The 21,083-nt window shown below is 60.1% G+C and carries 19 protein-coding genes; 7 read left to right on the forward strand and 12 right to left on the reverse strand.

Annotated features, from left to right (window positions below; all coding sequences use genetic code 11):
• Positions 1-39: 39 nt before the first annotated feature.
• The 3 genes from J7380_RS16240 to J7380_RS16250 all read right to left on the reverse strand — a co-directional run bounded on the left by J7380_RS16240 (position 40) and on the right by J7380_RS16250 (position 5,570).
• Positions 40-2,937 carry a DNA translocase FtsK gene (locus J7380_RS16240; RefSeq protein ID WP_209196783.1) on the reverse strand — a complete coding sequence of 966 codons (2,898 nt, stop codon included), beginning with the start codon at positions 2,935-2,937 and terminating at the stop codon, positions 40-42.
• Between the two features lie 14 nt (positions 2,938-2,951).
• Entirely contained in the window at positions 2,952-4,133 is a 1,182-nt protein-coding gene (locus tag J7380_RS16245; protein WP_209196784.1) for an aminotransferase class I/II-fold pyridoxal phosphate-dependent enzyme, read from the reverse strand.
• 108 nt (positions 4,134-4,241) lie between these two features.
• A complete protein-coding gene (locus J7380_RS16250) occupies positions 4,242-5,570 on the reverse strand; it encodes an amidase family protein (RefSeq protein ID WP_209196785.1) in 1,329 nt (442 codons plus the stop codon).
• Between the two features lie 54 nt (positions 5,571-5,624).
• Between J7380_RS16250 and J7380_RS16255 the strand changes: the two genes are divergently transcribed.
• Entirely contained in the window at positions 5,625-6,887 is a 1,263-nt protein-coding gene (locus tag J7380_RS16255) for an FAD-dependent monooxygenase (protein ID WP_247742606.1), read from the forward strand.
• On the opposite strand, the gene J7380_RS16260 is transcribed toward J7380_RS16255, so the two are convergent.
• The 6 genes from J7380_RS16260 to J7380_RS16285 form a co-directional block, all read right to left on the reverse strand.
• Positions 6,884-7,063 carry a Trm112 family protein gene (locus J7380_RS16260; RefSeq protein WP_170355381.1) on the reverse strand — a complete coding sequence of 60 codons (180 nt, stop codon included), beginning with the start codon at positions 7,061-7,063 and terminating at the stop codon, positions 6,884-6,886. The two genes, J7380_RS16255 and J7380_RS16260, sit on opposite strands and share 4 nt — an antisense overlap.
• Positions 7,060-7,701 (reverse strand): LON peptidase substrate-binding domain-containing protein, encoded by a 642-nt coding sequence (locus J7380_RS16265; RefSeq protein ID WP_209196786.1) that lies wholly within the window; start codon positions 7,699-7,701, stop codon positions 7,060-7,062. The genes J7380_RS16260 and J7380_RS16265 overlap by 4 nt, the downstream gene beginning before the upstream one ends.
• Before the next feature lie 27 nt (positions 7,702-7,728).
• Complete coding sequence (gene trxA / locus J7380_RS16270) at positions 7,729-8,646, reverse strand: thioredoxin (protein WP_209196787.1); 918 nt, start codon at positions 8,644-8,646, stop codon at positions 7,729-7,731.
• A gap of 76 nt (positions 8,647-8,722) precedes the next feature.
• Positions 8,723-9,511: an exodeoxyribonuclease III gene (locus tag J7380_RS16275; RefSeq protein WP_209196788.1), complete on the reverse strand. Its 789-nt coding sequence runs from the start codon at positions 9,509-9,511 to the stop codon at positions 8,723-8,725.
• An 83-nt stretch (positions 9,512-9,594) separates the two neighbouring features.
• Positions 9,595-10,587, reverse strand: a complete 993-nt coding sequence (locus tag J7380_RS16280) for a nitronate monooxygenase (RefSeq protein ID WP_209196789.1) — start codon at positions 10,585-10,587, stop codon at positions 9,595-9,597.
• 224 nt (positions 10,588-10,811) lie between these two features.
• Complete coding sequence (locus tag J7380_RS16285; protein WP_170355386.1) at positions 10,812-11,498, reverse strand: response regulator transcription factor; 687 nt, start codon at positions 11,496-11,498, stop codon at positions 10,812-10,814.
• Positions 11,499-11,659: 161 nt separating this feature from the next.
• Between J7380_RS16285 and ribA the strand changes: the two genes are divergently transcribed.
• Both ribA and J7380_RS16295 read left to right on the forward strand, forming a co-directional pair.
• Entirely contained in the window at positions 11,660-12,754 is a 1,095-nt protein-coding gene (gene ribA / locus J7380_RS16290; protein ID WP_209196790.1) for a GTP cyclohydrolase II, read from the forward strand.
• Positions 12,751-13,251, forward strand: coding sequence for a L,D-transpeptidase family protein (locus J7380_RS16295; protein ID WP_209196791.1), 501 nt, complete (start codon positions 12,751-12,753; stop codon positions 13,249-13,251). The genes ribA and J7380_RS16295 overlap by 4 nt, the downstream gene beginning before the upstream one ends.
• Here the strand turns inward: J7380_RS16295 and J7380_RS16300 are convergent.
• Positions 13,235-13,894, reverse strand: a complete 660-nt coding sequence (locus tag J7380_RS16300) for a YggS family pyridoxal phosphate-dependent enzyme (protein WP_209196792.1) — start codon at positions 13,892-13,894, stop codon at positions 13,235-13,237. The two genes, J7380_RS16295 and J7380_RS16300, sit on opposite strands and share 17 nt — an antisense overlap.
• A 102-nt stretch (positions 13,895-13,996) precedes the next feature.
• Entirely contained in the window at positions 13,997-15,010 is a 1,014-nt protein-coding gene (locus tag J7380_RS16305) for a porin (RefSeq protein WP_209196793.1), read from the reverse strand.
• A gap of 282 nt (positions 15,011-15,292) precedes the next feature.
• On the opposite strand from J7380_RS16305, the gene J7380_RS16310 reads away from it, so the two are divergent.
• The 4 genes from J7380_RS16310 (at position 15,293) to holA (ending at position 19,891) form a co-directional block, all read left to right on the forward strand.
• Positions 15,293-15,781 carry a DUF3576 domain-containing protein gene (locus J7380_RS16310; protein ID WP_170355391.1) on the forward strand — a complete coding sequence of 163 codons (489 nt, stop codon included), beginning with the start codon at positions 15,293-15,295 and terminating at the stop codon, positions 15,779-15,781.
• A gap of 72 nt (positions 15,782-15,853) precedes the next feature.
• A complete protein-coding gene (leuS, locus tag J7380_RS16315; protein ID WP_209196794.1) occupies positions 15,854-18,388 on the forward strand; it encodes a leucine--tRNA ligase in 2,535 nt (844 codons plus the stop codon).
• The gene (gene lptE, locus J7380_RS16320; RefSeq protein WP_209196795.1) at positions 18,375-18,866 is read left to right on the forward strand and encodes an LPS assembly lipoprotein LptE; all 492 of its coding nucleotides are present in this window, start codon (positions 18,375-18,377) and stop codon (positions 18,864-18,866) included. Before leuS ends, lptE begins: the two co-directional genes overlap by 14 nt.
• Positions 18,863-19,891: a DNA polymerase III subunit delta gene (gene holA, locus J7380_RS16325; protein ID WP_209196796.1), complete on the forward strand. Its 1,029-nt coding sequence runs from the start codon at positions 18,863-18,865 to the stop codon at positions 19,889-19,891. The genes lptE and holA overlap by 4 nt, the downstream gene beginning before the upstream one ends.
• Here the strand turns inward: holA and J7380_RS16330 are convergent.
• Complete coding sequence (locus tag J7380_RS16330) at positions 19,888-21,069, reverse strand: TIGR03862 family flavoprotein (RefSeq protein WP_209196797.1); 1,182 nt, start codon at positions 21,067-21,069, stop codon at positions 19,888-19,890. The two genes, holA and J7380_RS16330, sit on opposite strands and share 4 nt — an antisense overlap.
• Between the last annotated feature and the right edge of the window lie 14 nt (positions 21,070-21,083).

Consider the following 21,083-nt stretch of genomic DNA (forward strand, 5'->3'; position numbering starts at 1 on the left):
AAGGCACAGATAGGCGCTTTGCCCTTGTTATTAAATATCCTATTGCTCGGGGACGAGGATTTCGCGCTTTCCGACATGATTGGCTGCGGAAACAACGCCTTCGTCCTCCATCTGCTCAACCAGACGGGCGGCCTTGTTGTAGCCGATGGCAAGTTTCCGCTGGATATACGAGGTCGAGCATTTGCGATCCTTGATCACAATCGCCACCGCCTGATCGTACAAGGCATCCTCTCCGTTCGTGTTGCCCCCGGTGTTCAGGCCCAGAACGGCGTCGATATTGTCTGCCTTTTCCTCGGCCGGGCCATCGACCACACCGCTCATGTAATCCGGCGGGCCGAACTGTTTCAGGTGGTTGACGATTTCCTCGACCTCTTCATCCGAAACAAACGGACCATGGCACCGGGTAATCTTGGCACCACCGGCCATATAGAGCATATCGCCCTGCCCCAGCAGCTGCTCGGCTCCCATCTCACCCAGAATGGTGCGGCTGTCGACTTTCGAGGTCACCTGGAACGAAATCCGGGTCGGGAAGTTCGCCTTGATTGTACCCGTGATCACATCGACCGAGGGCCGCTGCGTGGCCATGATCAGGTGAATACCCGAGGCCCGCGCCATCTGCGCCAGACGTTGAATACACGCCTCGATCTCTTTGCCCGCGACCATCATCAGGTCGGCCATCTCGTCGACGATAACGACGATATAGGGCATCGCCTCGGGTGCGAATTCTTCGGTCTCGAAGGTGGGTTCTCCGGTCTCGTCGTCAAAGCCGGTCTGTACCGTGCGGCTGAACATCTCGCCCTTGGCCAGAGCATCCTTCACACGGCCATTATAGCCCGCGATGTTGCGCACGCCCATTTTGGACATCTTGCGATAGCGGTCCTCCATCTCGCCCACGACCCATTTCAGGGCGACAACCGCCTTTTTCGGGTCGGTCACAACAGGCGAAAGCAGATGCGGGATGCCGTCATAAACCGATAGTTCCAGCATCTTGGGGTCGATCATGATCAGGCGGCATTCATCCGGCGACAGCTTATAGAGCAGCGACAGAATCATCGTGTTGATCGCCACCGACTTACCCGACCCCGTGGTCCCTGCGATCAGCAGGTGAGGCATCTTGGCAAGGTTCGCCACGACCGACTCACCACCGATATCCTTACCCAAGGCCAACGGCAGCGCATGATTGCCGTCGCCGAAATCACGGCTGGCGAGAATTTCACGCAGCACCACCATCTCGCGGTTTTCATTGGGCAGTTCGATCCCGATGACCGAGCGCCCTGGCAGGGTCGAAACACGTGCGGACAGTGCCGACATCGAGCGTGCGATATCATCGGCCAGACCGATCACACGGCTGGCTTTCAGACCGGGCGCAGGCTCCAGTTCATACATAGTGACAACCGGGCCGGGGCGAACACTGACGATCTCACCCTTGACGCCATAGTCATCCAGCACGTTTTCCAGCATCCGGGCGTTTTCCTCCAACGCTTCATCGCTGAGGTGATGACGTTGAATGTTCGCCGGGTTGGCCAGCAGGCCCAAAGGCGGCAATTCGAAATCGGAATGCTTGTCCTCGAACGACAGCGCAGGCTGCGCTTCGGCTTGCGCGCGGCGCGAAGGCTGAGGCGCGCGGCGCACAGGTTGCGCGACAACCGGTTTGCGCGGTTCAGCCACCGGGATTTTCATCGCCGGGCGCGACTGAGGGGCGGGCTCGGGTTCAACCATCGGCTCATCCTCGAACACGGCCTCATCATAGTCCGGCTCGGGCGCAAAATCCTGATGCAGAGGCTCCTGCCATTCGGTTGGTTCTGCCGTCAGCATCGGCTCGGGTGGCAAACCAGTCGACGTCATCGGCGGTTCCGGCGGCAATTCACCCGCGCCAGAGTTCAGGATCAACGGATCGGGCCCACGGCCCCGCCCCTTGGTCAGCGGCAGGTTTGGGTCATGTTCAGGTGCCATCTCACCCGCGGCGACCTTGCGGTTGCGCACAGCGGCGGAAATCTTGGACCGGATACGGTCTTCGCCCGGCATCTCTTCAAAATCGGCGAGAGGCTCGCGGTCAATTAATTCGGGCTCGGGCATGGGATCCGGGCGGCGGATCAGATCGGGGATACGCGACAGCAAGCCCGATTTCACGGGCTCGGGCGCAGTTAGCGGAGGCTCTTCGAACAGCGGATCGGCGTAAGCCAAGTCATCGTCGAACACGGCTTCGGCGGCTTCGACACGCGCGGCTTTGCGCTCATCCCATTTCGCGCGGCGGTCACGAGCCGCCTGCGCGGTTGCCGACGCACTGCGGCCCAGCAGGTTCATCAGCGTGTCGTAAGACATCACCAAGCCCAACAGGAAGGCGCGGAAGCCTTTGCGCACATCTTCCTTGGTAAAACCCAGGACGAAAATGCCCAGCGCCAGCATCCCGAGCGCCATGGCCAGCGACATCAGCTTGACCATGAAATGCGATGCGACCGGCAACAGGGTTAGCAACGCGCCCATGACGGTGTCGCCAAACAGCCCTCCCAGACCAAAACTATGGGTTGAGCGCCAAGCCTCATCCGGCACCAAAGTCGCTGCATAGACCGAGACGACGGCAATCCAGATCGGCGCAAAGATCAGCCGTGCAATCGCGCGATCCTCGCCAAAATGCCCGGCAAAGCGCACGCCCCAGCCGATCAGGACCAAGGCAATGCTCCAGCTGCCCCAGCCCACGATCATGAACAAGGGCGCCGCGATCGAAGCCCCAATCCGCCCCATCCAGTTCTGCACCGGCGCATCGGTCGAGACCATCCAGTTCGGATCATCCGGCGTGTAGGACCAGATCATCGCCGCCGAGGCCAGACCCAGCAGGATCAAGGCAATCCCGATCAGCTCTTTGCTGCGCCGTTCGATGGCGGCTTGCGTTGTACTGTCCAGCAATGGATCGCGGTTGCGCGCGTTCAATGATGCCATTTTGCCCTCGTACCTCACGAATAGATGCAGTCACGCAGCTTGATCAGCCCGTGCTGCAACTCTGTTTTTGGGGCCACCAAAGCGGCCCGGATAAATTGCTCGCCCGGGTTTTGCCCCGGATCGCCTTGAGAAAGATATGCGCCCGGCAGAACCCGAACCCCGGTTTCACGCCACAGCTTCAATGCGGTCTCTTCGCCGTTATCGACCGGCAGCCACAGGAAGAACCCGGCCTCGGGTGACATGTAACCTTGCACGCCCGCAAACACCTCATCCGCGATAGCGTATTTTTCCTGATAAAGCGCGCGGTTCTGGATGACATGCTCTTCGTCCGCCCAAACACGTGCAGCGGCGGCCTGCAACGGCAGGGGCAGTGGCGATCCGGCATAGTTGCGCAGCTGTTTGATCCGTTTGATCGTATCCGGCCCGCCCGCAATCAGACCCGAGCGCAACCCGGCCAGGTTCGACCGCTTCGAGAGCGAGTTGAACAGCACCACACGTTCAGGGTCTGCGCCCATCTCTTGCGCGACGGTCAGTGCGCCGACCGGTGCCTCTTTGCGGTAGATTTCGGAATAACACTCATCGGCGAAGATGCGGAAATCGTACTTTTCCGCCAGCCCGATCAGCTCGGCCCAATAGTCGCGCGAGGCCACAGCGCCCTGCGGGTTGGCGGGCGAACAGATATAGGCCGCGACCGTGCGGTTCAGCACATGCTCGGGCAGGCCTGCATAATCGGGCAGGTGTCCAGTGGCCGCAGTGGCCGATACAAAAACTGGCTCCGCCGCGACCGAGATCGAGGCCACCATATAAACCTGATAGAACGGGTTCGGGCACAGGATGACCGGCTTCTGGCCATTCTTTTCCTCGGGGCACAGCGCCATGGCGGCGTTGTACAACCCTTCGCGCGTGCCGTTCAGGGCCATCACATTGGTGTCCGGGTCCATCGTCACGCCATAGCGGCGCGCGATCCAGTCGGTGATCGCGCCACGCAACTCGGGTGAGCCTTCATTGGGCGGATACCCTTGAAATCCTGCAGCATTTTCGGTGATCACATCCGTCACCCAAGCCGGGAAATCATGCATCGGCGCACCGATGGTCATGTGAATCACATCTCCGCCCGGCTGGTGGTGGTCCAACAGGGTGCGCAGACGCGGGAATGCGTATTCCGGTAGGTTCGAAAACCGCTCGGGGAAATTCATATCTACTGCCTCAAGTTCGGGATCATTATCGCCCCGTTTTCAGGCAGGTTACAGACCACACCCCGTTTCGTCCAGCCAAAGTGATGGCGAATCAGGGGATTGTGGCATTCAGGCCAACGCCGCCTCGGCCGCTGATCCGATCCGTAACAGAGCCTCCTCGGACCCCGGATAGCCCATCATCATCAGCCCGCACCCCGGTGTTCCCGTTGGTAAGGTCAGCGCGGCCAGGCCCATCAGGTTGCCGATCCGCGTGTTGCGCAAGGCAAGCAGGTTTTCAGTGACGTAATAATCGTGATCGGTCAGCAACCGATCCAGATTAGGCGGTAGAATCGGAGCAGTCGGGGCCAGAACAGCATCAAACCCGGATGTGGCCGCATCCCATGCAGCGCGGCAGGCTTCCAGCTTCGACCACGCCGCGATGTAATCCGCACCCGAGACATTCTTGCCTGTTCGGAACCGTTCGAGGATTTCTGGATACATCGCATCCGGGTTGGCTTCGATCACGTCGCGCCATAGGCCATAGGCCTCGGTGGTGTAAAGCACACCGGACAGCGCCATCGCATCCGCCAGTTCGGGCACTTCCAGCGGTACGATCTCGGCCCCGGCATCGCGCAGACGCTCCAGCGCGCTGTCATAGGCGGCACGAGGAGCATCGCGCAGGTCATCCTTGGCAATGTTTTGCAGATCGGCAAAGCGGCGGCCTTTCAGGCTGGCCCCGCGCAGGTCGGCGGGTGTGCCGCCTTCCAGCAAGGCCAGCATATGCGCCGCATCCTCAACCGACCGGGCCAGCGGGCCCACGGTGTCGAAGCGCAGGCACAGCGGCACCGTGCCTTCAAGGCTGACCCGCCCTGCAGTTGTTTTCAAACCCACCAGATTGTTCCACGCAGACGGAATACGCACCGAGCCGCCCGTATCCGACCCAATCCCACAAGCCGCCAAGCCCCAAGCGACCGAGGCCGCCGCGCCCGAGGATGACCCGCCCGGCACGGCATCCACATCATCAATGCAGGGCGGCGTGTCGGTGATGGGATTCAGACCAAGGCCCGAGAAAGCAAGCTCGCTCATATGGGTTTTGCCCAGACAGACCGTGCCCATGGCCGTGGCGTTGCGCACGACAACCGCGTCCGCCTGCGGCACCCGGCCTTTCAGCAGGGCCGATCCGGCCTCGGTCCCGGTGCCCGCGGTATCGAACAGGTCTTTCCAGCTGATCGGCACCCCGTCCAGCAGTGACCGGCGCAGGCCCAGCGCGGCGCGATCCTGCGCGGCTTTGGCCTCGGCCCGGGCGCGGTCATGGGTGACGCGTGCATAGATGCGGTCGCGCTGGGGATGGGCGTCGATGGCGGTCAGATAGGTCTCGGTCAGCTCGACCGGGTCAATCTGGCCCATGCCGATTCCCCGCCCCAGATCACACGCCGTCATGGTCAACCAGTCCTGCATCCCTACCCCCTTGGAAAATTCTGCTGTGAGGGGACGGTAGCGACAGGACCGCACATGGACAATCCCGAAAGGGCGCGCATATTGCGGGTCATGGAACAGACCTCGGATATCGTGATCGTAGGCGGCGGGCTGAACGGCCCGGCTTTGGCTTTGGCGCTGGCGCAGACGGGGCATTCCGTCACCGTCATCGACAGTTTGGACCAGAAAGTCCGCAAGAACGCGGCGTTTGACGGACGTGCCTATGCACTGGCGCTGGCCTCGCAACGGCTTCTGGATGCTGTGGGCGTGTGGGACAAGGTCGCCGATCACGCCCAGCCCATGCTGGAGATTAAGGTCACGGATGGACATGCGGGCGCGGGTCCCTCTCCGTTCTTCATGCATTTCGACCATGCCGAGATCGAAGAGGGCCCGATGGGCTATATGGTCGAAGATCGCCACCTGCGCCGCGCCTTTCTGGACGCCATGGCCGAAGAGACCCGGATCACGCAGATCAACGGACGCACGGTTGTCGCGCAAGAGGCTGACGCGACCGGAGTGACCTTGACACTGGATGATGGCGCGACCGTTTCGGGTGGGTTGCTGGTGGGTTGCGATGGCCGCCGCAGCGGCACCGCCGCGCGTGCCGGGATCAAGCGGATGGGGTGGGATTACGGCCAGACCGCGCTGGTCTGCGCGATTGAACACGACCTGCCCCATCACGGTATCGCGCATCAGTTCTTCATGCCCCCCGGCCCGCTGGCGATCCTGCCGTTGACCGGCAATCGCAGCTCGATCGTCTGGAGCGAACGGTCTGACACTGCCAAGCGCATCAATGCCCTGCCCGAGGCCGACTATCTGCAAGCTCTGCGCCCTCGGTTCGGCGATTTTCTGGGCGACATTCGCATCGCCGGAGACCGGTTCACCTATCCGCTGAACCTGACCATCGCCAATTCCTTTATCGGTGATCGCATGGCTCTGGTCGGGGATGCCGCCCACGGGATGCACCCGATTGCAGGCCAAGGGCTGAACGCCGGTCTGCGCGATGTGGGCGCATTGGCCGAAGTTCTGACGCTCGCCGGACGGCGCGGCGAGGATATCGGATCTGTGCTGGTGCTGGAGCGCTTTCAGGAATGGCGGAGGTTCGACACGGCCTCTCTGGCAATGGCGACGGATGTGTTCAACAAGCTGTTTTCCAATGATAATCCGCTGCTGCGGATGGGCCGCGATATCGGCATGGGGATTGTTGGATCGCTGCCGGGCCTACGGCGCGGCTTTGTGCGCGAGGCCGCTGGGTTGACCGGAGACCTGCCCAAACTGCTGCAAGGCCGCGCGATCTAGTCCAGCTCGCGCGCCTCATCGACCAGCATGACAGGAATGCCATTGCGGATCGGAAACGCCAGCCCGGCGGCTTTCGACACCAACTCCTGCTTGTCCGCGTCATAGTGCAGGGTTGTGTGGGTCTGCGGGCAGATCAGCGCCTCAAGCATGTGGCGGTCAAACGCGTGTTCAGTCATTGTAAATGGTCCTCGCTCGATCCGCCGCGCATGGCGAATTCGATCAGTGTTACCAAGGTCTCGCGGCGGGTGCGCAGACAGGGGGCCTCAAGCAGCGCCTGTTTCTCTTCGGGGTCGAAATCCAGCAGCATCGACAGCGAATTCACCAGCAGCTCATCATCCGCATCTTTCAACGTATCCCAATCCGTCGACAGGTTTTGCGACGAAAAGAACTTTTCCAACAGGTTCAGGAAACGCGGACGATTGAACCCGTCATCCTGTTCGGTTTTACCCAGATCGCGGTCGAACCCCTCCCACGACACGGCACAGCGGCGATAGGGGGTGAAAGCGTCCAACTCGGATCGGATGCGGAACCGCGAGACCCCGGACAGCGTGATCAGATAGCGCCCATCCTCGGTCTCGGAAAACTGCGTCACACGGCCTGCGCAACCGATCTGGTGAAGACGCGCGTCGTTGCTGGCAGACGGGTTGGGTTGCACCATCCCGATCAATCGTTCCGGTGTTTTCAACGCATCATCCAGCATCTGCAGATAGCGCGGCTCGAAGATATGCAGCGGCAGGCGCGCGCGGGGCAGCAGCAGCGCCCCGGGCAGAGGGAATACGGAAACCGTTTCCGGCAAGTCGGCGGGATGCATCATGTATCCGAGTGTAGCTCTGATCGGAAATTAGGCAAATATCATCGAGCTGAGCTTACGCCGCCCGTTCAGAACAATCGGATCATTGGGTTTGAGCGCATCGAAGATCGTGAACAGCTGCGCCTTGGCCGCGCCTTCATTCCATTCGCGATCGCGACGGAACAGGTCCAGCAATTGCGCGACGGCCTCTTCCACATCGCCGTTCGCGTGCAGCGCCTGCGCCAGATCGAACCGGGCCTGATGGTTGTCGGGGTCGGCCTCAACCGCCGCCTTCATCTCGGCCACGGGGCCGGCATCGGCGGCCTGTTTGGCCAGTTCCAACTGCGCATGGGCAGCTTCCAATTCGGGCGCGTTGGAAATCTCGGCCGGAGCACCGTTCAGGATCGCTTCGGCCTGCTCCAGATCATCTGCAGCAATATGGGCGCGCACCAGCCCGCCATAGGCACCGGCATGGTTGGGGTCTTCGCCCAGAATGGCCGCAAAGGTCTGGGCCGCATCCGTGGCCGCGCCTTCAGCCAACATTTCCTCAGCCGCCGCGACAGCATCGTCCAATTGACCACCGGGGCTTTCGCCACCCGCGGCCTCGATCACCCGGTCAATGAACGCTTTGATCTCAGAGCCCGGCAGCGCGCCCTGAAAGCCATCAACCGGTTGGCCCTTGTGAAACGCATAGACGGTCGGGATCGACTGAATGCGCAACTGGCCAGCGATCATCTGGGCCTCGTCGACATTGATCTTGACCATCTTGACCGCGCCCTTGGCGGCAGTGACAGCCTCTTCCAGCATCGGGCCCAAGGTTTTGCAGGGGCCGCACCACGGGGCCCAGAAATCGACAATGACCGGCACGTCTTGCGAGGCTTCGACGACGTCGGCCATGAAGGTGGCCTCGGACCCGTCCTTGATCAGGTCAGTGGCGGCAGGGCCGGTGGCGGTGTTCAGAAGGTCCATGGCGATACGTCTCCGGTTCAAACTTGCGCCTTATATGCAGCCGCGCGTCGCGGAAACCAAGGGCAGATTTGTGCTGTTACAGGTCGAAAGTGGCAAAAACCGGCGCGTGATCACTGGGTTTCTCCCACCCGCGGGCGTCGCGCAGGACGCGGCTGGAATGCCCCGCGTTCGAGATATCGGGTGTCGCCCAGACGTGATCCAAACGCCGCCCCTTATCCGCCGCATCCCAATCCCGCGCGCGGTAGGACCACCAGCTATAAAGCTGCCCCTCGGGGATATCCTGACGGGTGACATCAACCCAACCGCCCGCATCCTGTGTCTCGGCCAGCGCCTCAACTTCGATCGGTGTATGCGAGACGACTTTGAGCAGTTGTTTATGCGACCACACGTCATCTTCGCGCGGAGCGATGTTCAAATCGCCAACCAGAATGGATTTCTCGGGCTTGTCAGTGCGGAACCAGTCGCGCATGTCGGCGAGGTAATCCAGCTTTTGCCCGAACTTCTCATTCACCTCGCGGTCAGGTACATCACCGCCCGCAGGAACATAAAAATTCTGGATGGTCACACCGTTTTCCAGCCGCGCGGCAATGTGGCGGGCATGGCCGAGACCGGCGAAGTCCTTGTCGCCCACCTCCTCCATCGGGATACGCGACAGGATCGCGACGCCGTTATAGCCCTTTTGCCCGCGCGCAACCATGTAGGTATAGCCCAGTTCCGCAAAGCCTTCGGTCGGGATTTTCTCGACGGGGGATTTACACTCTTGCAGGCACAGCACATCAGGGGCCTCTTCCTGCAGCAATTTCAACACGATAGGTTCGCGCAGGCGGACCGAGTTGATGTTCCAGGTGGCAAGAGTGAAAGGCATGGGGGATTCCTTTATCGCGGTTGCGCGCGACGTTAACGCGGTAGAAGACTAGGTGCCATCGGAAAAAGCAGCGCTTTCCCAGCCTATAATCGAGCAGGGGCGGAGTTCAAAAGCGCCTGCGCATCAGTGAAAATCTCCTCGACGATTTGGGCGGCAGGCATGATGTCACGGACCATTGCAACACCTTGCCCAGACCAAAGTGACATCGCCTCGATATCCCCTTCTGTCCCTGACAACGGCGTATAGCTCTGGTATCGGACAACGTCCTCTCCACCCGGGCGCTGACCGATGATTTCGCCTTCGTTCGGGCGATGCCCCGGAGCGGCCGAGCCTGCTTCTTTCCACGTTTGCGCGGTAGAATTGGCTAACGCGCGATGTGGTGCCTGCGGCCACTTCACATCATAAAGATCAGTGTACCATTCGGTCTGCGCCTCAGACGCGTTCAGCACGCGGCGGCGATAGTCTTCGTGTATCGTTGCCTCGGCACTGGCCAAAAACCGTGTACCGACCCAAACCGCCGAAGCCCCCAACATCAACGCAGCCGCCATACCGCGCCCGTCGGCGATTCCGCCAGCAGCAACAACAGGAATCGAAACCGCGTCCACGACGGCCGGAATCAGCGCCATTGTCGCGACCTGCCCCCAGACATGGCCACCTGCTTCCCACCCTTGGGCAACGATAATGTCCGCTCCGGCATCTTGCGCGGCCTTCGCCTCGGCAGCGTTACCGACACTGACCATGACGCACAGCCCACCTTTCTTGGCGTCCGAGATAGCCGAAGGTTCCATCCCCCAGAACAACGAAACGGCGTGAACCTGCTTGTCGATACAAACCCGCAGCTGGTCTTCGTACGGGAAGGCAAGGTTCAGGTTCACGGCGAAATTGCGATCCGTCAGCGCACGCACGGCATCTATCCCGTCCGAGACCTGATCCGCAGGCTTACCCCATAGGGGAATCACTCCGTACCCGCCTGCACTACAGACAGCCGCAACAAGTTCAGGTCCAGCGGCCCCACCCATAGGGGCCGACAGAACGGGTTTTTCAATATTCAACAGAGTGCAGATTTCGTTTGCCAAGTCTCACGCCTCCCAGATCGTTGGGCAGAATTGGCACCGCGAACCACTGATAAGTCAAGCAATTGGATCAAGACTTTGGCAGAGCGCCCGAGTCAAAAAAAAGCCGGGCCAAAGGCCCGGCAGTCCAACAGGGAGGTACATGTCATTACCCGGACATGCACGGGTTGGGAGTAACCTAAATATATCTTCAGAGTATCACTTTGATCTGCGTCATACCATCAAAGTTAAGATACCAACCGATATCCGCCCGATTCTGTGACCAAAAGGCGCGCGTTCGATGGATCGGGCTCGATCTTTTGACGCAGGCGATAGATGTGGGTTTCCAACGTATGGGTGGTGACACCCGCGTTGTATCCCCAGACCTCATGCAACAGCACATCGCGCGCGACGACGCCATCAGCCGAACGATAGAGGAACTTGAGGATGTTCGTCTCTTTCTCGGTCAGACGGATTTTGCGATCTTCTTCGGTGATCAGCATCTTCATCGCGGGCTTGAAGGTGTACGGCCCCAGAACAAAAACGGCATCTTCGGATTGTTCGTGCTGACGCAGCTGTGCGCGAATGCGGGCCAGAAGAACCGGAAATTTGAACGGCTTAGGAACATAGTCATTTGCACCGGCATCCAGGCCCAGGATGGTGTCGGCGTCGCTGTCATGACCGGTCAGCATCAGGATCGGGCTTTTGACGCCTTGCTTGCGCATCAGGCGGCACAGCTCGCGGCCATCGGTATCCGGCAAGCCAACATCCAGAATCACCAAGTCGTAAATCGCCTCGCGGGCGCGCTCCATGGCAGAGGCACCGTCTGACGCTTCGAACACGTCGAAGTCTTCGGTCATCACGAGTTGCTCACTCAGCGCTTCGCGCAGATCCTCGTCATCATCCACCAACAGGATTTTCTTAAGCTGTGCCATTCCCGGTCCTCCTAAGCCTTTTCGGACACTTGCGCGTAGAACACGCGTTCAACAAGGTTTGCTGCAATCGTCTCACGCCCTCGTGTCCGGCGAGTAGGAATTGTTTCACATTTCTTTCAGATCGCGCTAGAGGATGTTTTGACCGTTATAGGGTAACATACATGAGTCTCATTCCGGATATCTCTGAACTGCTGGCGCGGGCGCGGGCCGACCTGCGTATGGGCGTTCCGGTTGTTCTGACCGATGACACCGGGTTCAGCGTTGTCGCCATTGCAGCAGAAACGCTGAGCGCACAACGGCTTGCCGATTTACGTGGTTTGGGTGATGACCCGGTGGTTGCCATCACCGTTCGCCGTGCCGAAACGTTAAAAGCACGGGCCTATGACGGTGACTTGGCAAGGGTCGTGGTTCCGGCTGACGTCGATATTTCCTGGGTTCAGGCTGTAGCCGACCCCTCGGACGACCTGAACGCTCCGATGAAGGGGCCGTTGATGAGCGAACGTACGGGCAATGCAAACCTTCACCGTATAGCCATTGCCCTTACCAAATCCGCGCGGCTTCTGCCTTCTGCTGTTGTTGTGCAGATCGAAGATGGGCGCGGTTTTGCGGCCTCGAACGGGTTGACCTGCATCGACCATACCCGCGCTGCCCCGCATCTGGCAGATCGTAGCCTGCTGAACGAGGTGGTCGCCGCGCGCCTGCCAATGGAGGTTTCCGAGGCCGGACGCCTGCACGTCTTCCGCCCCGAAGATGGGGGCGAAGAGCATTACGCCATTGAAATCGGGCGACCGGATCGCAGCAAACCGGTTCTTGCGCGTTTGCACTCGGCTTGTTTTACCGGCGACCTGATGGGTAGCCTGAAATGCGATTGCGGACCACAGTTGCGCGGCGCGCTGGCGCAGATGGGATCTGAAGGGGCAGGTGTCCTGCTTTATCTCAACCAAGAGGGGCGCGGGATCGGGCTCGCCAACAAGATGCGTGCTTACTTCCTGCAAGATCAGGGTTTTGACACGGTCGAAGCCAATCATCGTCTTGGGTTCGAGGATGATGAGCGTGATTTCCGGTTGGGCTCCGATATCCTCAAATCGCTGGGATTCAACTCGGTTCGGTTGCTAACGAACAACCCCGCTAAAATCGCCATGATGGAAAAAACCGGCATTGCCGTGACCGAACGTGTACCTCTCAAGGTTGGTGAAACTGCACATAACCGAGGGTATCTGGCTACAAAAGCAGCCAAGTCGGGCCATCTGCTGTGACGCCAAAAGATCTGGTGCTGACGCCGCGTGGGGTTCGGTTCGCTGGCCGCATGTTTCCATGTTCAATCGGAAAAGGCGGGCGTAGTCGGACAAAACGCGAAGGCGACGGTGCCACCCCAACTGGCGAGCATCAAATCGTCGGAATGCTTTATCGGCCAGACCGGATTTCACCCCCAACCGCTTGGGCGATTCCGATCGGGCCCCGCGACCTGTGGTCTGATGATGTGTGCGACGCGCGATATAACCAAATGGTCAGCGCGCCCTACGCCTGCAGCCACGAAAAGCTGCGCCGTTCCGACCCGCTATATGATCTGGTGTTGCTCACGGATTGGAACTGGCCGAATGCAATACCAGGGCAAGGGTCGGCCATTTTCCTGCATCAATGGCGGCGGCCAGGTTATCCAACTGAAGGCTGTATCGCCTTCCGGCGCGATCACCTCCATTGGATTGCAGCCCATGTTCAACCGGGCACGCGGCTGATCATCCCTGAGGTTTAACGCGTGCGCCAAATATCGCAGACCCAACCCGCACATGGGTCGCACCCAGCGCGATTGCGCGCTCAAAGTCGCCGCTCATACCCATCGACAAGCCTGCCAAACCGTTGCGTTCGGCGATCTTGGCCAGCAAGGCAAAATGCAGCGCAGGCTCTTCTTCCACCGGAGGAATGCACATCAGCCCCTTCACAGGCAGGTCAAGGTCTTGGCACTCGGCAATAAACGCATCAGCATCAGCTGGCAGAATCCCAGCTTTCTGATCTTCTTCACCTGTATTGACCTGAATAAACAGGTCAGGGCATGACCCAATCTCTTGCGCCAAACGGGCAAGAGTTTTCGCCAGCTTCGGGCGATCGACCGAATGAATTGTGCTGAATAGCTCCATCGCCTGCCGGGCCTTGTTGGTTTGCAATGGGCCGATCAGATGAAGGTCAATATCGGGGTAGGTTGCAGAGAATTCGGGCCACTTCCCTGCAGCCTCTTGCACACGATTCTCACCAAAGCACTTGTGCCCCTGTTGCAGTACATCGCGGATACGTTCGTTGGGCTGCACCTTTGAGACGGCAATCAGTTGAACTGACCCTTCCGGCCGCCCGGCGGCGGCTTCGGCTTTAGCAATACGGGCAGAGATTTCCTGCAGTGACATGGGATTCCTCATTCTGGCTTGGGCGCAGGAAAACACCATGTCGATCAAAAAGAAAAGGGCAGGTCCGAAGACCTGCCCTTAAACCTTGCGGTTCAGATCAACTTAGAAGTTGAACTGGGCACCGAAGTCTGCGCGCAGCTGCGAGTCTTCGCAGATGTCACAGTCGCTGTTGCCGATACCACCGCGCAGCGATGCACCGCCACCCAGATCGTACAGAGCACCGATACCGTACTGCTGCAGGTCAGCGTCAGCCGAACCGTCGCCGTAAGCGAAGGTCAGGGTCAGAGCCGAACCAACATTGTAAGCTGCCGAAACACCGTATGCGGTGCCGTCGGTTGCGTCGACTTCGGTTTTATCGTCTGCGACAAACACAGTACCCGAGAAGTCACCGAATTCTGCGCCCAGCGTCAGAACCAGCAGGCTCGGGTCGTCGGCCAGGAGACCGTCCGAGTCGGTTTGACCGTATGCCAGAGCAGCAGTGATGTTGTTGAAGGTGTAGGTCGCGCTGATGTCCCAACGGTCAGCGTCGTTGGTTACACCTTGACCTTGGAAGATGGTCGCTTGGTCATACGAAGCGCCAAATGCGAAGTCACCAACTGCGTACTGGAAGAACACAGCGTTCGAACCCGAACCGGTCGACGAGTATGCCAGGAAGTCATAGTCAACGCCCGAGTACTGGCCGATGAAGTTTTCCAGGCCAGGCTCGTTACCGTAGTAGTTTGCCAGGTTGTCGAATGCACCTGCGACGTTGCCCGCGTCAACACGCAGACCACCGTAGATGACCGAGAAGCGTGCGCCGTTCAGGCCAGCCGCGTTGGCTTCGCCGGTGCTTGCATCTTCGTCAGCCTGCAGACGAACACGACCCGAGAACTCGACGCCGCCGTCGGTTTCAACGTTTGCGTCGATGTTCAGACGGAAGCGAGAAACCAGAATGGTCTCGTCGGCTTCGTTGAAGAAAGTGTTGGTTGCACCGCCTGCAGTGGTGGTGGTGGTCGTGAAGCCACGATCCTCCAGGTAACCAATACCAAAGCGGCCATAACCGCTGAACTTAACTTCGGCCGCGGCAACCGATGCGGTTGCGATCAGAGCGGTCGATGCGAAGAGAACTTTTTTCATCTTGTTTCCCTCGGTTTCAAAGTTTTCTAACTCGACAAGTGTCATTGCACATGTCTCAGCACGGGAACCGTTTCGCTCTTTTTGCCCCCTTCACGCAAGTATGGCATAAACGTGAAGACCGCATTGGCCACAGATTGGTGCAAGGATGCCACAGTCAGTTTTGTGACCTCTTCAGTCAGTAAACCCACCCGTATGTGACAATAATAGGGTTGTTGCCGCACTGGACCTTGTCTAGGAGTATCACCTAGCAAGTGAGACCCAGTGAAACAGGACACCTCTACAATGCGCCTGCAGACGATTTTCGGCTTGATCATAGCGACCGCACTCGTGTCGACCTGCGGACAGAATCGGAGCGCTGCCCCCAACCCCAATCTTGGAAACGTGGATGGTGGACGTTCGGACGAGCGGGAACTGAACGACCCAAATCGTTCAACCATCTGGGATGTTTTCAATACCGGCAATGCCGAGCAGGTCGCGAATGTGAACCGATACCTGTGGACGGCTTCTCTGGATGTTCTCAACTTTCTGCCTGTGCAGGAAGTCGATCCGTTTACCGGTGTAATTGTAACGGGTTACGGCACCCCACCGGGTGGCGGGCGCCAATATCGCGCGACCGTCCACATCAGCGATCCAGCCCTCGCAGCGCGGTCGCTATCCGTCGCACTCCAAACCAGCGGGGGCAACCCGGTCAGCGCGGCGACCACACGCGCGGTAGAAGACGCCATCCTGTCCCGAGCCCGCCAGCTGCGCATCGCGGACAACAAGTTCTAGCAACTTGCCGAAAATCACACTAATACCACGCCGGGCTCTCACCCGGCGTTTTCATTCACGAAGGACCGCACGATGTCGCGCTACTCGGCCAACGAAATCGAAGCAAAATGGCAAGAGGCCTGGGACAAGGCCGGAATCTTTGCCGCTAATCACAAGGCGGACAAGCCGAAATACTATGTGCTTGAGATGTTCCCCTACCCGTCCGGCCGAATCCACATGGGGCATGTGCGCAACTACACGATGGGCGACGTGATCGCGCGGCACAAACTGGCGACCGGCCACAACGTGCTGCACCCGATGGGCTGGGACGCCTTCGGGATGCCTGCGGAAAACGCGGCGATGGCGATTGGAGGCCACCCGAAAGACTGGACCTATGGCAATATCGCCGACATGCGCGGGCAGATGAAGCCTCTGGGCCTGTCGATCGACTGGTCACGCGAATTTGCCACCTGTGACCCGGAATATTACGGCCAGCAACAGGCGTTGTTTCTGGATATGCTCAAGGCCGGGCTGGTCTATCGCAAGAACGCCGTGGTGAACTGGGACCCGGTCGACATGACCGTTCTGGCCAATGAACAGGTGGAAAACGGGCGCGGCTGGCGCTCGGGTGCCCTGGTCGAACGGCGCGAGCTGACACAGTGGTTCTTTAAGATTTCCGACTATTCCGAGGAACTGCTGAGCGCGCTGGACACGCTGGAAAACTGGCCCGCCAAGGTGCGCCTGATGCAGGAAAACTGGATCGGCAAGTCGCGCGGGTTGCAGTTTTCCTTTGATCGCACCGATGGGGCCGAGCCGATCACGGTGTATACAACGCGCCCCGATACGCTGATGGGCGCGTCTTTCGTCGGTATCTCGCCGGATCACCCGATTGCCAAGCAGCTGGAGGCTGAAAACGCCGAAGTTGCTGAATTCGTGGCCGAATGCCGCAAGGGTGGCACCACGGAAGAGGCGATCGAGACCGCCGAAAAGCTGGGCTATGACACAGGCATAACCGTCAAACACCCGCTGGACCCGAATTGGGAACTGCCGGTCTGGATCGCCAATTTCATCCTGATGGATTACGGCACCGGCGCGATCTTTGCCTGCCCTGCCCATGACCAGCGCGATCTGGATTTTTGCCGCAAATACGGCCTGCCCGTGGTCGATACGTTCTTTGCGCTGGATGATGATACTCCGGTCGACAAAATCGCATTCGTTCCGCCCAAAACCGAGAAAGTCCGCTGGGTGAATCACTTCGCCGGCCTGACCGAAGCGACGGGTGATGAGGCCATCAACACCACCGTCGATTTCGCCGAAAAGGCGGGCTGGGGCGAAGGCGTCACCAAATACCGTCTGCGCGACTGGGGTCTGAGCCGCCAGCGCTATTGGGGCTGCCCGATTCCCGTGGTGCATTGTGATTCCTGTGGTGTGGTGCCCGAAAAGAAAGAGAACCTGCCGGTTCGCCTGCCCGATGACGTGACATTCGACAAACCCGGCAACCCGCTGGACCGTCACCCGACCTGGCGCGACTGCGAATGCCCGTCCTGCGGCGCGCCCGCCCAGCGCGAGACGGATACGATGGACACGTTCGTCGATTCGTCGTGGTATTTCGCCCGTTTCACCGCGCCGCGCGCGGAAACCCCCACTGATCTGGCGGAGGCCGAATACTGGATGAATGTCGATCAGTATATCGGCGGGATCGAGCACGCGATTCTGCACCTGCTCTATTCGCGATTCTTCGCCCGCGCGATGCAGATCACCGGCCACCTGCCCAAGAAGGCCATCGAGCCCTTCGACGCGCTGTTCACGCAAGGCATGGTCACGCATGAGATCTACCAGACCCGCGACACCAATGGCCGCCCGGTCTATCACCTGCCCGAGGACGTGACCGACGGCAAACTGGCCGACGGCACCGAGGTTGAGATCATCCCCTCGGCCAAGATGTCGAAATCCAAGAAAAACGTTGTGGACCCGGTCAGCATTATCTCGGCCTTTGGCGCAGATACCGCGCGCTGGTTCGTACTGTCCGATTCGCCGCCCGAACGCGACGTCGAGTGGACCGCATCCGGGGCTGAGGCCGCGTTTAAACATCTCAGCCGTGTACATCGCATCGCATCGGAAATCGCCGAGTCGGACGTTCCGGCCAACGGAGAAGACGAAACCCTTCTGCGTGAGATGCACAAGGCGATCCATGATGTGTCGGGCGGGGTCGAATCCTTTGGGTTCAACGCATCCATCGCCAAGCTCTATGCCTTCACCAACACGTTGGCGAAGTCCAAGGCCGGCACCGATGCCAAACGTCAGGCCGCCAAAACACTGGCGCAGCTTATGTCGCCGATGACCCCGCACCTGTCCGAAGAACTGTGGCAGCTGCTGGGCGGCGAAGGTCTGGTCGCCACCGCGCCGTGGCCCATCGCTGATGAAGCGATGCTGGTCGATGACACCGTCACCCTGCCCATTCAGATCAACGGCAAGCGCCGTGCGGAAATCAGCGTTCCCAAGGATATGGACAAGGCAGAGGTTGAAAAAATCGCGCTCAGCACCGAAGCTGTGCAAAAGGCGCTGGATGGCAACGCGCCGAAGAAGGTGATTGTTGTACCGGGCCGGATCGTGAATGTCGTTGTTTGATCGCAGAACCCTTTTGATATTACCGCTGGCGCTGGCCGCTTGCGGGTTCGAGCCTGTTTACGCCCCCGGCGGATCGGGTTCGGCTCTGAATGGCAGAGTCGAGGTTTCTGCCCCTAACTCGGTCAACAGCTATCTTCTGGTTCAAAATCTGGAACAAAGGCTGGGCCGCAGTGCAAGTTCGGGCTCGGACTACGCGCTGAACGTCAATGTGTCGACCGTCCGTCGACGGGCGGCGATTACGCAAACGAATGAAACGGATCGTTACACGATCGAAGGGCGAGCGGATTTCGCACTCAGATCCAATGCGACGGGCCAGGTGATCACCTCTGGCTCGGTCGCGGATTTCGTAGGTTTCTCGGCCGCAGGATCGACGGTATCCGAACTGGCAGATGAACGGGACGCGAATGAACGTCTGATGGTGATTCTGTCAGATCAGATCGTCAGTCGGCTTTACGCGACACCGGATCTTACGCAATGAAGCTCAGCCCGCGCGAGGCTGAGGGGTATTTTGCGCGGCCCGACGCCGACAAGGCCGGGCTGCTGATCTATGGCGCGGACGCGATGCGAGTGGCATTGAAGCGCCAACAGGTTCTGGCCGCATTGCTCGGCGCGAATGCTGAAGAGGAAATGCGCCTAACCCGAATGCCGGGGGGCGACCTGCGCGGCGATCCCGCACTGTTGCTGGATGCGGTCAAGGCAGTGGGCTTTTTCCCCGGCCCGCGCGCTGTCTTTGTCGAAGACACCACCGATGTTGCCGCCCCCGCGATCATTGCCGCGCTACAGGATTGGGCCCCCGGCGATGCTCAGATCATCGTCACTGCGGGTCAGTTGAAGCCCAGTTCGAAAATCCGCAAGGCGTTCGAGGGTCATCCCGCGGCCTATGCGGTGGGCATTTATGACGACCCGCCCTCGCGCGGAGAAATCGAACGGATCTTAGCTCAGGCCGGGTTGCAAAATATCCCGCACGAAGCAATGTCGGCACTGGCCGAGCTGGCCACTGGTATCAGCCCGGGCGACTTTGCCCAGACGATCGAGAAACTGTCGCTGTATAAACGTGGCGACAGCGCCGAGCTAAGCATTGAGGATATCGAGGCCTGCGCGCCACGCTCAACCGAGGCAGCGCTGGACGATGTTCTGAACGTGGTGGCCGAAGGTCGGGCAGGCGAAATCGGCCCTCTGATCCGGCGTCTGCAGTCGCAGGGTACCAACGCGGTCAGCTTGTGCATCGGCGCGACACGGCATTTTCGAACTCTGTATGCCTGCGCCTCAGACCCCGGAGGGGCCGCACAGGGCATCGGCAAGCTGCGTCCGCCGGTCTATGGCAAGCGGCGCGACCGGATATTGCGGCAAGCGCAGGGCTGGGGCGCGCCAAAACTGCAAACCGCGCTGACCGTTCTGACCGATACAGACCTGTCCTTGCGCTCTGCCGGACAAACTGCGCCCGCTATGGCTTTGGTTGAACGTGCCATGATCCGACTGGCTATGCTGGCGCGGTCGCGCTAAGCGCGGGCCAGCCAATCCACTGCTGCACGCCCGGCCCACCGCCCGGTCGCCAGACAGGCGGTCAGCAGATAGCCCCCGGTCGGAGCCTCCCAATCCAACATCTCTCCGGCGCAGAACACACCCGGCAACGCGGTCAGCATCAGCCCTTCATTGACGGCAGCTTGTTTGACCCCGCCTGCAGTTGAGATCGCCTCGTCCATCGGACGCAGGCGTGCGCCCACGATGGGCAGGCGTTTGAGCGCCGCCACCTCGTGTCCTTGCGGCTCGGCAGCTTGCTTGGACATCTCGTGAAACAGAGCGATTTTCTGCGGCGGCAGTTTCAGCGCCTTTTTCATCCATTGCGTGAACGTGGTTTTCGCGCTTTTTGCGGCCAGCCGCGCCTGCAAGGTCGCCGCGTCCAGATCAGGCAACAGATCAACATGTAAGTCCGCGCCCGAACGCAAGGCCGGGGTCAGGGAATAAAGGCCCCCGCCCTCCAACCCGGTGGCGGAAATCGTGGCTTCCCCACGGCTTTCCAGCTCTCCGGCCAGCCAGCGCACCGCTTTCAGCGCCTTGCCAAAATGAGGTTGCATATGGGGGCTCCACGCCACCGACAGAGCAGAGTTCGCCGGTTCAAACGGGGCCAGCGCCACACCTTTCTCTGCCAGTACCTGCGCCCAGTGCCCATCCGACCCCAACCGCGCCCAACTGGCCCCGCCCAGCGCCAGCACGGTTGCTTCAGACGCAAGCGCCTGCACCCCCTCGGGCGTATCAAACGACAGCGCGTTGCCATCCCAGCCCAGCCAGCGCCAGCGGGTTCTGATCTGCACACCCTCCTCATCCAACCGTCGCAACCATCCCCGCAACAATGGCGAGGCTTTCATAGCGCTGGGAAATACCCGCCCGGTCGATCCGGTGAACAGCTCTTGCCCCAGCCCCCGCGCCCAGTCCTGCACGGCGTTGGCATCAAATTCCGCCACAATCGGGCGCAGCCAATCCGCTGCGTCGCCATAGTTGGGCATCAGCGTCTGGAGCGGCTCATCTTTGGTCAGGTTCAGACCGGATTTTCCTGCCATCAGGAACTTGCGCGCGACCGAGGGCTTGGCCTCGGCAACCAGCACATCATGGCCCGCTGCGGCCAGCTGTTCCGCTGCCATCAGACCGGCGGGGCCGGCCCCGATTACCACCGCTTGCGCCATTGTTGTCCTCTTGC

Origin of the sequence: Ruegeria sp. R8_1 (assembly GCF_017743815.1) — a bacterium.
GTDB classification, from domain to species: domain Bacteria; phylum Pseudomonadota; class Alphaproteobacteria; order Rhodobacterales; family Rhodobacteraceae; genus Ruegeria; species Ruegeria lacuscaerulensis_A.

Coding starts and splice junctions, on each gene's coding strand:
- J7380_RS16240 (WP_209196783.1), bottom strand. CDS start 2,937: ATGGCATCATTGAACGCGCGCAACCGCGATCCATTGCTGGACAGTACA.
- J7380_RS16245 (WP_209196784.1), bottom strand. CDS start 4,133: ATGAATTTCCCCGAGCGGTTTTCGAACCTACCGGAATACGCATTCCCG.
- J7380_RS16250 (WP_209196785.1), bottom strand. CDS start 5,570: ATGCAGGACTGGTTGACCATGACGGCGTGTGATCTGGGGCGGGGAATC.
- J7380_RS16255 (WP_247742606.1), top strand. CDS start 5,625: ATGGACAATCCCGAAAGGGCGCGCATATTGCGGGTCATGGAACAGACC.
- J7380_RS16260 (WP_170355381.1), bottom strand. CDS start 7,063: ATGACTGAACACGCGTTTGACCGCCACATGCTTGAGGCGCTGATCTGC.
- J7380_RS16265 (WP_209196786.1), bottom strand. CDS start 7,701: ATGATGCATCCCGCCGACTTGCCGGAAACGGTTTCCGTATTCCCTCTG.
- trxA (WP_209196787.1), bottom strand. CDS start 8,646: ATGGACCTTCTGAACACCGCCACCGGCCCTGCCGCCACTGACCTGATC.
- J7380_RS16275 (WP_209196788.1), bottom strand. CDS start 9,511: ATGCCTTTCACTCTTGCCACCTGGAACATCAACTCGGTCCGCCTGCGC.
- J7380_RS16285 (WP_170355386.1), bottom strand. CDS start 11,498: ATGGCACAGCTTAAGAAAATCCTGTTGGTGGATGATGACGAGGATCTG.
- ribA (WP_209196790.1), top strand. CDS start 11,660: ATGAGTCTCATTCCGGATATCTCTGAACTGCTGGCGCGGGCGCGGGCC.
- J7380_RS16300 (WP_209196792.1), bottom strand. CDS start 13,894: ATGTCACTGCAGGAAATCTCTGCCCGTATTGCTAAAGCCGAAGCCGCC.
- J7380_RS16305 (WP_209196793.1), bottom strand. CDS start 15,010: ATGAAAAAAGTTCTCTTCGCATCGACCGCTCTGATCGCAACCGCATCG.
- J7380_RS16310 (WP_170355391.1), top strand. CDS start 15,293: ATGCGCCTGCAGACGATTTTCGGCTTGATCATAGCGACCGCACTCGTG.
- leuS (WP_209196794.1), top strand. CDS start 15,854: ATGTCGCGCTACTCGGCCAACGAAATCGAAGCAAAATGGCAAGAGGCC.
- lptE (WP_209196795.1), top strand. CDS start 18,375: ATGTCGTTGTTTGATCGCAGAACCCTTTTGATATTACCGCTGGCGCTG.
- holA (WP_209196796.1), top strand. CDS start 18,863: ATGAAGCTCAGCCCGCGCGAGGCTGAGGGGTATTTTGCGCGGCCCGAC.
- J7380_RS16330 (WP_209196797.1), bottom strand. CDS start 21,069: ATGGCGCAAGCGGTGGTAATCGGGGCCGGCCCCGCCGGTCTGATGGCA.